Source organism: Umezawaea sp. Da 62-37, from assembly GCF_032460545.1.
Taxonomy (GTDB): Bacteria; Actinomycetota; Actinomycetes; order Mycobacteriales; family Pseudonocardiaceae; genus Umezawaea.
The window spans coordinates 436715-447095 of sequence record NZ_CP135965.1; the positions used below are offsets into that span (position 1 = coordinate 436715).

6 protein-coding genes are annotated in these 10381 nt (G+C 68.8%); all 6 read left to right on the top strand.

Annotated features, from left to right (window positions below; all coding sequences use genetic code 11):
* Positions 1-467 precede the first annotated feature (467 nt).
* On the top strand, positions 468-1610 hold the full coding sequence (gene carA, locus RM788_RS01905) for a glutamine-hydrolyzing carbamoyl-phosphate synthase small subunit (RefSeq protein ID WP_315929699.1): 1143 nt from the start codon (positions 468-470) through the stop codon (positions 1608-1610).
* The gene (gene carB / locus RM788_RS01910; protein ID WP_315929700.1) at positions 1610-4927 is read left to right on the top strand and encodes a carbamoyl-phosphate synthase large subunit; all 3318 of its coding nucleotides are present in this window, start codon (positions 1610-1612) and stop codon (positions 4925-4927) included. Before carA ends, carB begins: the two co-directional genes overlap by 1 nt.
* Positions 4928-5025: 98 nt before the next feature.
* The gene (gene sbnA, locus RM788_RS01915) at positions 5026-5994 is read left to right on the top strand and encodes a 2,3-diaminopropionate biosynthesis protein SbnA (protein ID WP_315929701.1); all 969 of its coding nucleotides are present in this window, start codon (positions 5026-5028) and stop codon (positions 5992-5994) included.
* A complete protein-coding gene (gene sbnB, locus RM788_RS01920) occupies positions 5981-6985 on the top strand; it encodes a 2,3-diaminopropionate biosynthesis protein SbnB (protein ID WP_315929702.1) in 1005 nt (334 codons plus the stop codon). Before sbnA ends, sbnB begins: the two co-directional genes overlap by 14 nt.
* A gap of 5 nt (positions 6986-6990) precedes the next feature.
* On the top strand, positions 6991-8628 hold the full coding sequence (locus tag RM788_RS01925; RefSeq protein WP_315929703.1) for an FAD/NAD(P)-binding protein: 1638 nt from the start codon (positions 6991-6993) through the stop codon (positions 8626-8628).
* A 94-nt stretch (positions 8629-8722) separates the two neighbouring features.
* A complete protein-coding gene (locus RM788_RS01930; RefSeq protein WP_315929704.1) occupies positions 8723-10291 on the top strand; it encodes a carbamoyltransferase C-terminal domain-containing protein in 1569 nt (522 codons plus the stop codon).
* Positions 10292-10381 lie beyond the last annotated feature (90 nt).

Consider the following 10381-nt stretch of genomic DNA (forward strand, 5'->3'; position numbering starts at 1 on the left):
ATCTTTTCGGTTGGGCCATCCGTTCGCACGGCGCCGGATGAGCCGGATGCCCGATCGGCACATTGGACCGAACGATCCAGCCGGTTGGCGCGAACAGACCATCGCAAGATCGTGTCTAGAACCGTTGGCAGCAATTTCGCGGCAATGCTGATCGGTGCCATGGGATTCACCGTTGGGCCTTTTGCGAAACTTTCCCCGCAGTAATCGCGAATGCTAGCGTTACCAACATCCCGTTCGAGGGACTGGGGCGTCTGGGGGATGCACGGTGTTCTGCATGGGGGCGAAAAAACACGTATGCCCGGTGATTGGTGCACGACCTGTGTCCACCGGGTCGTACCGACAGCCGTCGACACCTGACGGCGAACGCACAACATCGCGCAACTCGCGTTAATCCTTCTTAATTCGACCAAATCTGCTCAAACGCGCCGGTTCCACCGGTGCGTCGGCTCAGTGTGCCTGGAGGCGGTGTGCAAATCGACGCGGCACTGGTTCTCGAAGACGGTCGTGTCTTCCGCGGTGAGTCCTACGGCGCGGTCGGTGCCTGCCTGGGCGAGGTGGTGTTCTCCACCGGCATGACCGGGTACCAGGAGACGCTGACCGACCCGTCCTACCACCGCCAGATCGTGGTGCAGACAGCACCGCAGATCGGGAACACCGGCTGGAACGACGAGGACGGCGAATCGGGACGTGCCTGGGTCGCCGGGTACGTCGTGCGCGACCCGGCGCGGGTGCCGTCCAACTGGCGTTCGAAGCGGTCGCTGGACGACGAACTGGTCCGCCAGGGGATCGTCGGCATCGCGGGTGTGGACACCAGGATGCTGACGCGGCACCTGCGCGAGCAGGGTGCGATGCGCGCCGGCGTGTTCTCGGGCAGCCACCTCGCGTCGGCGGCCGAGATGGTCGCCAGGGTGCTGGACTCCCCCCGGATGGCGGGCGCGGACCTCGCGAGTGACGTGACCACACCGGAGTCGTACGTCGTGAAAGCACTGGGGGAACGGCGTTTCCGGGTCGCCGCACTGGATCTGGGCATCAAGTCGAACACCCCGAGGATGCTGGCCGCTCGCGGTGTCGAGGTGCACGTGCTGCCGCTGACGTCCACAATGGACGACCTGCTGGCGGTCGCGCCGGACGGGGTGTTCCTGTCCAACGGGCCGGGCGACCCGGCTACGCAGACGCACGCGGTCGAGCTGACGAGGTCGGTGCTGGAGCGGCGGATCCCGTTGTTCGGGATCTGCTTCGGCAACCAGATCCTGGGCCGCGCGCTGGGCCGCGACACGTACAAGATGCGCTACGGCCACCGCGGCATCAACATCCCGGTGATCGACGTGGCGACCGGCAAGGTCGCGATCACGTCGCAGAACCACGGTTTCGCGCTGGAAGGCGAGCCCGGCGAGGAGTTCTCCTCGGACTTCGGCCGCGTCCTGCTGAGCCACTACTGCCCGAACGACAACACGATCGAGGGCGTCCGCGCGCTCGACGTGCCCGCGTTCAGCGTGCAGTACCACCCCGAGGCCGCGGCCGGTCCGCACGACGCCGCGACGTTGTTCGACGAGTTCTGCGACCTGATGTCCCGCCATGCCGGTGCGAACCTGATGAGCGAGGCCCGCTGATGCCGAAGCGCACTGACATCAAGCACGTCCTGGTGATCGGGTCCGGCCCGATCGTCATCGGCCAGGCGTGCGAGTTCGACTACTCCGGCACCCAGGCCTGCCGGGTGCTGCGGGAGGAGGGCATCCGGGTCTCGCTGGTGAACTCCAACCCCGCGACGATCATGACGGACCCGGAGTTCGCGGACGCGACCTACATCGAGCCGATCACGGCGGAGTTCGTCGAGAAGGTCATCGCGATCGAGCGCCCCGATGCCATCCTGGCGACCCTGGGCGGGCAGACCGCGCTCAACACCGCCATCGCGCTGCATGAACGCGGTGTGCTGGAGAAGTACGACGTCGAGTTGATCGGTGCGGACATCGACGCGATCAACCGCGGCGAGGACCGGCAGATCTTCAAGGAGCTGGTTCGCAAGATCGGCGCCGAGGTCCCGCGCAGCGCGGTGTGCAAGTCGATGGAAGAGGTCCGCGAGACCGTGGCGGATCTCGGTCTGCCCGTGGTCATCCGGCCGTCGTTCACGATGGGCGGTCTCGGTTCGGGCATGGCGCACACGCCGGACGAGCTGGAGCGGTTGGCCAAGTCCGGTCTTGCGGAGTCGCCGGTGACGGAGGTGTTGATCGAGGAGAGCGTGCTCGGGTGGAAGGAGTACGAGCTGGAGTTGATGCGCGACCGCAACGACAACGTGGTGGTCGTGTGCTCGATCGAGAACATCGACCCGATGGGTGTGCACACCGGTGACTCGGTGACGGTGGCGCCGGCGATGACGTTGACCGACCGCGAGTTCCAGCACATGCGCAACGTCGGTATCCAGGTCATCCGCGAGGTCGGTGTGGACACCGGCGGTTGCAACATCCAGTTCGCGATCGAGCCGTCGACCGGTCGGATGGTCGTCATCGAGATGAACCCGCGTGTGTCGCGTTCGTCGGCGTTGGCGTCGAAGGCGACGGGTTTCCCGATCGCGAAGATCGCCGCGAAGCTGGCGATCGGTTACACCCTGGACGAGATCCGCAACGACATCACCGGTGAGACCCCGGCCAGTTTCGAGCCGACGTTGGACTACGTGGTGGTGAAGATCCCGCGGTTCGCGTTCGAGAAGTTCCCCGGCGCGGACCCCACCCTCACCACGACGATGAAGTCGGTCGGTGAGGCGATGTCGATGGGGCGCAACTTCGTGGAGGCGCTGGGCAAGGCGATGCGGTCCATGGAGACCAAGGACGCCGGCTTCTGGACCCGCCCCGACCCCGAGGGCACCACGCTGGAAGGGCTCCTGGAGGCGTTGGGCGCGGGCCATGACGGCCGGCTCTACACGGTGGATCGGGCGTTGCGGTTCGGCGCGAGCATCGAGCAGGTGCACCAGGCGTCGGGGATCGATCCGTGGTTCATCGAGCAGATCGCGTGGCTCAACGAGCTGCGCGGCGAGATCGAGGCCGCCCCCGTGCTGGACGAGACCCTGTTGCGCAAGGCCAAGCGCGCCGGGTTGTCGGACCGGCAGATCGCCGTGCTGCGCTCGGAGTTGGCAGGCGAGGACGGGGTGCGGACGTTGCGGCACCGCCTGGGGGTGCGGCCGGTCTACAAGACGGTGGACACCTGCGCGGCGGAGTTCGCGGCCAAGACGCCGTACCACTACTCCGCCTACGAGTTGGACCCGAACGCGGAGACCGAGGTGACCGAGCAGCGCGAGCGCGAGAAGGTCCTCATCCTCGGGTCGGGCCCGAACCGGATCGGGCAGGGCATCGAGTTCGACTACTCCTGCGTGCACGCGGCGATGGCGTTGCGGGCGGCGGGGTTCGAGACCGTGATGGTCAACTGCAACCCCGAGACGGTGTCGACCGACTACGACACCTCCGACCGCCTGTACTTCGAGCCGCTCACGTTCGAGGACGTCATCGAGGTCGTGCACTCCGAGCAGCGCTCGGGCACGGTGGCCGGGGTGATCGTGCAGTTGGGCGGTCAGACGCCGCTGGGGTTGGCGCAACGGCTGGCGGATGCGGGTGTGCCGATCGTGGGCACCCCGCCGGAGGCGATCCACCTGGCCGAGGAGCGGGGGGCGTTCGGGAAGCTGCTCACCGAGGCGGGGTTGCCGGCGCCGAAGTACGGGATGGCGACCTCGTTCGAGGAGGCCAAGGCCATCGCCGACGAGATCGGCTACCCCGTACTCGTGCGCCCCTCCTACGTGCTGGGTGGGCGTGGGATGGAGATCGTGTACGACGAGCCGACGTTGGCCGGGTACATCGCCCGTGCCACGGAGGTGAGTCCGGAGCACCCGGTGTTGGTGGACCGGTTCCTCGACGACGCGATCGAGATCGACGTGGACGCCCTGTACGACGGCACGGACGTGTTCATCGGCGGGGTGATGGAGCACATCGAGGAAGCGGGTGTGCATTCCGGCGACTCCGCCTGCACCCTGCCGCCCATCACTCTGGGCGAGACCGACATCGACGCGGTGCGTCGCTCGACCGAGGCCATCGCCAAGGGCATCGGGGTGCGGGGGCTGCTCAACGTCCAGTACGCCCTCAAGGACGACGTGCTGTACGTGCTGGAGGCCAACCCGCGCGCGTCGCGGACGGTGCCGTTCGTGTCCAAGGCGACCGCCGTGTCGATGGCCAAGGCCGCCGCACGGATCATGCTCGGCGCGACCGTGGCGCAACTGCGTACCGAGGGTGTCCTCCCCGAACGGGACGGCAGCACCCTGACGGGCGGGCCGATCGCGGTGAAGGAGGCAGTCCTCCCGTTCCACCGCTTCCGCACCGCCGCGGGGCTGGGCGTGGACCCGTTGCTGGGCCCGGAGATGAAGTCGACCGGCGAGGTCATGGGCATCGACGAGTCGTTCGGCGCGGCGTTCGCCAAGTCCCAGCTGGCGGCGGGCATCGCACTGCCCACCGAGGGGAAGGTCTACGTCTCGTCCACGCGGGCGCAGGAGGCGAAGCTGCTCCCCGTGCTCGACGCGTTGCGCGGGCACGGGCTGGAAACGGTCACCTGGGCAGATCAGTCCGAAGTGGACGTCCGCCGCAGGTTGGAGGACGGGGTGGTGCTGGTCGTCACCCTCGACCGGACTCCACTGGCCAAGGTCGTGCGGGCCGCGGCCACGCACCTCTCCATCCCGGTCGTGACCACGGCGCCAGGACTGCGCGCGCTGGTGGCGGCACTGGCCGCGGTCACGTCCACCGAGTTCACCACCACCGCGCTGCAACGGGTTCACGAGCGCGGGCGGACAACGGTGGACGACCCCGCCGCTGGTGGCGACGCGGTCCGGCAGCTGGGGTACGACCTCGCCCTGCTCGGCCGGCAGCCTCCGCTGGAGGTCCTGCCGAGCGCTTGAGCCCGCGTCATCCGGGTAGCAGGCGCCCGCCCGTTCGACCACCCGACGTGAACCCGCATTGGAGGATCGTGTTGATCACAGATCGTGTCTATGACTTGGTGCGGGATGACGTCTTCTTGCGAATATCCGGCCTGGGCGACCTCAACCGCCTGTACCTCAAGCTCGAGGGCCTCAACGCGGGCGGTTCGATCAAGCTCAAGACAGCGCGGAGCGTTCTCGTCGGCGCGGAGCTGTCCGGTGTCGACCTGGGCAAGGTGCGGATCATCGAGTCCACGTCCGGGAACCTCGGCGTCGCGCTGGCCGTGATCTGCGCGGCGAAGGGCTACCGCCTGACCTGCGTCACGGACCCGAACTCCAACGCCTCGGCGGTCGCCATCATGCGGGCGCTGGGCACCGAGGTCGTGGTGATCCAGGAACGCGACGAGAACGGCGGGTACCTGGGGTCCCGGATCAACTACATCCGCGAGCGCCTGGAACGGGAACGGGACCTGTTCTGGGTCAACCAGTACGCCAATCCGAACAACCCGCTGGCGCACGAGCACACCACCGCTCCGGCCGTGCTGGAGCAGTTCGAGCGGGTGGACCACCTGTTCGTCGGCGTCGGCACGGGCGGGACGCTGATGGGCGTCTCCGACTACTTCCGGGTGCACAGCCCGAAAACGCGGATCGTCGCGGTGGACACGGTCGGCTCGGTGAACTTCGGGTCGGAGCCGAAGCGGCGGCTGATCCCCGGCCTCGGCACCAGCAGGCGTCCCGAACTGCTGTCCCCGGACGCGCCGGACGAGGTCGTGCTGGTCCCCGAGGACGAAACGGTGCGCGAGTGCCGATGGCTGGCCCGCTCGACGGGTCTGCTCGCGGGCGGCTCGACCGGAACGGTGCTGGCGGCGATCCGCAGCCAGGCCGCCGACATCGATCCGGACGACACGATCGTGGCGATCTCGCCGGACCTCGGCGAGCGGTACCTGGACACCATCTACGACGACGACTGGGTGGTCGAGAACGGCCTGGGGCGTGCGCTCACCCCCGAACGGCCACTGGAGGAAGGGCAGCGCGATGTTCTCGTTTGAGGTCGTTCCCGGCAAGGTGGTCAAGGACATCCTCGACACCTCGAAGCTCGACGTGGTGGACGTCGTCGAAGACGCCTACCTGCGCCACGAAGACGGACGGACGGTCAACCCGGACAGCTACTTCCTGAGATTCCCGGAGAAACCGGACGCGCGGATCATCGCGCTGCCCGCGTTCGCCGACCTGTCGTCCGCGCCGGTCGCGGGCATCAAGTGGATCTCCAGCTTCCCCGCCAACACGCAGCAGGACGTGCCGCGCGCCTCCGCCGTCCTGGTGCTCAACGACTACGAGACCGGTTATCCGCGGGCGCTGCTGGAAGCGGCGTCGATCAGTTCGGCGCGCACCGCGGCGTCGGCGGCCGTGGCGGCGCGGGCGCTGGCCCGGCACGTGCCGGGCAACGGCGAGGTGGCGATCATCGGGGCGGGCGTCATCGCCCGGACGATCGTGCGCTACCTGGCCGCGGTCGGCTACCGGATCGACCGGCTGACGGTGTTCGACCTGCACCAGCCGTCGGCCGAGAACCTGGTGGCGCTGGCCAAGGACGAGCTGGGAGTGGCCGCGGTGCGCGTGGCGACGGTCGACGAGGCACTGGCCGCGCAGACCGTGGTCACGGCGACGACCGCCGCCGCCCCGCACATCTCGCAAGCGGTGCGGCCGGGCCAGGTCGTGCTGAACATCTCGCTGCGCGACTTCGCGCCGTCGGTGGTGCTCGGCGCGCAGAACTACTTCGACGACGTCGAGCACTGCATGAAGGCCAACACCTCGCCGCACCTGGCGGAGCAGGAATCGGGCAACCGGGACTTCGTCACCGGCACCATCGCGGACGTGGTGCGGGGCCGGGCGCTGCCCGACCCGTCGCGCGGCGTGCTGGTGTCGCCGTTCGGCCTCGGTGTGCTGGACCTCGCGGTCGGGCAGCACGTGCTGCTCGCGGCGCGTGAACAGGGACTGGCGATCGAGATCCCGGACTTCTTCGGCGAGACGCGGCGGTGGTGAACCCCGTGCGCATCGCGGTCATCGGAGTGGGCCCGCGCGGGCTGTCGGTGCTGGAACGGGTGATCAGCCACACGCGTTTACCCGGTCCGCCGTTGGAGCTGCTGCTCATCGAGCCGGGTGAGCTGGGACTGGGCATCCACGACGTCAAGCAGCCCGACTACCTGTTGCTGAACACCATCGCGTCGCAGCTGACCATCTTCTCCGACGAGCGGATGGCGCCGGGCGCGCCGGTGACGACGGGACCCAGCCTGTTCGAGTGGTGCCTCGAGCACCACGGTCCGGTGCGGTTCGACGAGTTCCTGCCGCGGCGACTGCTCGGCGAGTACCTCCAGTGGGCGGTGCGGGACCTGCTCGACCGCGTGCCCTCGCGGCTGACCGTGCGGCACATCCCCGCCGTGGCGCGGGACGTGCGGCCGGACGGGTCGGGCGCCGTGGTGGTGCTGGCCGACGGCAGCAGCCACCGGGTGGACGTGGCGCTGGTGACGACCGGGCACGGCCTGGCGGACTCCACACCGCACGCGGGCGGCGTCCTGGTGGACGTGCCGTACCCGCTGCCGGTGCGGACCGACTCGATCCCGGAGGGCTCGACGGTCGCGCTGCTGGGCACCGGTCTTACCGCGATGGACGTCATCGCGGCGCTGACCGTGGGCCGCGGCGGCGTGTTCGGCGAGGACGGCTACGAACCTTCGGGCAAGGAGCCCCGGATCGTGCTGAGCAGCCGGGCCGGGCTGCTGCCGTGCGCGCGTCCCCGGACCAGGGAGGGCCGCGTGGCCGCTCCCGCCGAGCACTTCACGCCCGCCGCCGTGGCGGAGCTGCGCGAGCGGGTGCCGGGAGGGCTGCTCGACTTCCGGCGCGACGTGGAACCGCTGATCCGCCGGGAGGTCGCCGGTCGGATGGCGTCGGCGACACCGGAACAGGTGGCGGCGGTCGAACGCGCCCTCTCCCCCGTGCCCACGTCGTGGGCGACCTACGACGCGTACCGCGACGCCGTGCTCGCCGCGGCGCGGGCCGACCTGGTGGAGGCCGAACTGGGCCTCGGCGTGAGCCCGGTCAAGGAAGCGCTGGAGGTGCTGCGCGACCACCGCGAGAGCGTGCGCGCCGCGCTCGACCCGCCGGGGCTGACCGAGGAGTCGCACCGGTACTTCATCGACGAGTACGCGCCGCTGATCAACCGGACGGTGATCTGCCCGCAGAAGGAGCGGATCGAGGAGCTGTTCGCGTTGGTGGAGGCCGGTGTGGTGAGCCTGGGGCCCGGTCCTCGGGCCCACCTGGAGCGGGTCGGCGACCAGTGGTCGCTGGTCTCCACCGAACTGGCCGAACCGTGCCGCGTCGAGGTCGACCACCTGGTGCGCGCCAACCTGACCTGGCCGTCTCCGGACAGCGAGCTCGACCCCGTGGGGTCGGCGCTGCGCTCCTGGGCGGGGACCGGGAGCGACCGGTCCGCCCGCCTCCTGCTGGACCGGGACGGCTACGCCACCGCGCGGGACGGCGGACCCCGGACCGCCGTCGCGGTCTTCGGCCCACCCGCCGAGGGCTCCAGCTACTACAACCACTACGTGCCCTCACCGGGGGTGTGGTCCCGCGCGCTCACCGACCTCGACCGGGTGCTGGGGCCCGTGCTCGGCACCGACGGGGAGCGCTGAAGCTCCCCGTCCCGAAAACCGTGGCGACGCCCGCCGGGCTCGGCCACTGCCCTCAACGAACGAACCGCACAACCAGGAAAGTGGTAGAGGAACCATGTTGATCTTGTCTCTCAAAGAGGGTCACGACGGCGGCATCACGGCGATCGAGGACGGCAAGCTGCTGTTCGCGCTGGAGGCGGAGAAGGACAACTACCCGCGCTACGACCGGTTGACCGCCGAGGTGATCGCACGGGCCGCCGGGATGCTCGACCGGATCCCCGACGTGGTCGCCCTCGGCGGCTGGGTCAAGGGCCTGAACTCCATCGAGCCCCAGACCCGGACCGGCTACTTCGGCGTCGGCGAGGGCGCGGTCTCGGACGAGGAGGGCACCTTCTTCGGCAAGAAGGTGCGCTACTTCTCCTCCACGCACGAGCGCTCCCACATCTACACGTCGCTGGGCATGGCCCCGCGCGCCACCGGTCAGGCGTACTACTCGCTGGTCTGGGAAGGCAGCATCGGCTCCTTCTACCGGATCGACGAGAAGGGCAACGCGACCCACCTCAAGCACGTCCTCGCCGACCCCGGCAACAAGTACGCCTACCTGTTCGCCCTGGCGGACCCCGGCTTCCCGGTGGGCACCGGCCTGTTCCGCTACAACGACGCGGGCAAGCAGATGGCGCTGACCGGCTTCGCCGACAAGGGGCCGATCACGGCCGAGGAGAAGGAGACCATCGACTTCATCCTCAAGCAGGAGCAGATCATCCTGAACCTGTCCAAGGACAAGATGGACTGGTCGCACATCTACAACAAGGGCGTCGACTCGCAGGAGTACCGCAACACCGCGGCGAAGCACTCGCAGGCGATCTTCAACATGTTCCACGACTACGCGGCCTCCCACATGAAGGAGGGCCTGCCGCTGCTCATCTCCGGTGGCTGCGGCCTGAACTGCGACTGGAACGCCCAGTGGCGGGAGAGCGGGCTGTTCGAGTCGGTGTTCGTGCCGCCGTGCCCGAACGACAGCGGCTCGGCCCTGGGCACCGGCATCGACGCCCAGTGGTTCTACACCGGTGACGCCACCATCGACTGGTCGGTGTACTCGGGCGAGGACTTCGTGGAGGACGTCGAGCCCGACCCGGCGAAGTACGAGGTCCGCCCGCTGGTGCACGCCGAGGCGGCGCGCTACATCGAGCAGGGCAACATCATCGGCTGGGCCCGCGGCCGCTACGAGATGGGCCCGCGCGCCCTGGGCAACCGGTCGATCCTCGCCGCGCCGTTCACCGAGGAGACGACGGTCCGCCTGAACACCATCAAGCGCCGCGAGGGCTACCGCCCGATCGCGCCGATCGCGCTGGAGGAAGACGCGCACAAGTGGTTCGAGGGCTCGGTCGTCGACCCGTACATGCTCTACTTCAACAAGGTCACCAGCGACCAGCTCAAGGCCATCACGCACATCGACGGCAGCGCACGGACCCAGACGGTGACCCGCGAACGCAACCCGCACATCGTCGACCTGCTGGAAGCGTTCCGCGACATCACCGGTTTCAGCGTCCTGTGCAACACCTCGCTGAACAACAACGGCCGCGGTTTCATCAACCGCACGAGCGACCTGATCGAGTACGGCGAGAAGCACGGCCTGGACGGGTACGTGATCAACGACAAGTTCGTGACCCCGCGCAAGGCCTGAACCACTCGTTCAGCCCTCGCAGCGGTGTCGTTTTCAGGCAAGATCGTATTCAGTCGGCGACTGCCTGCAAGGCCCGTGCCGCGTCCGCAC

Bases quoted from the DNA above. Each gene is read 5' to 3' on its own strand.
- RM788_RS01930 (WP_315929704.1), top strand. From the start codon at position 8,723: ATGTTGATCTTGTCTCTCAAAGAGGGTCACGACGGCGGCATCACGGCG.
- carB (WP_315929700.1), top strand. From the start codon at position 1,610: ATGCCGAAGCGCACTGACATCAAGCACGTCCTGGTGATCGGGTCCGGC.
- sbnB (WP_315929702.1), top strand. From the start codon at position 5,981: ATGTTCTCGTTTGAGGTCGTTCCCGGCAAGGTGGTCAAGGACATCCTC.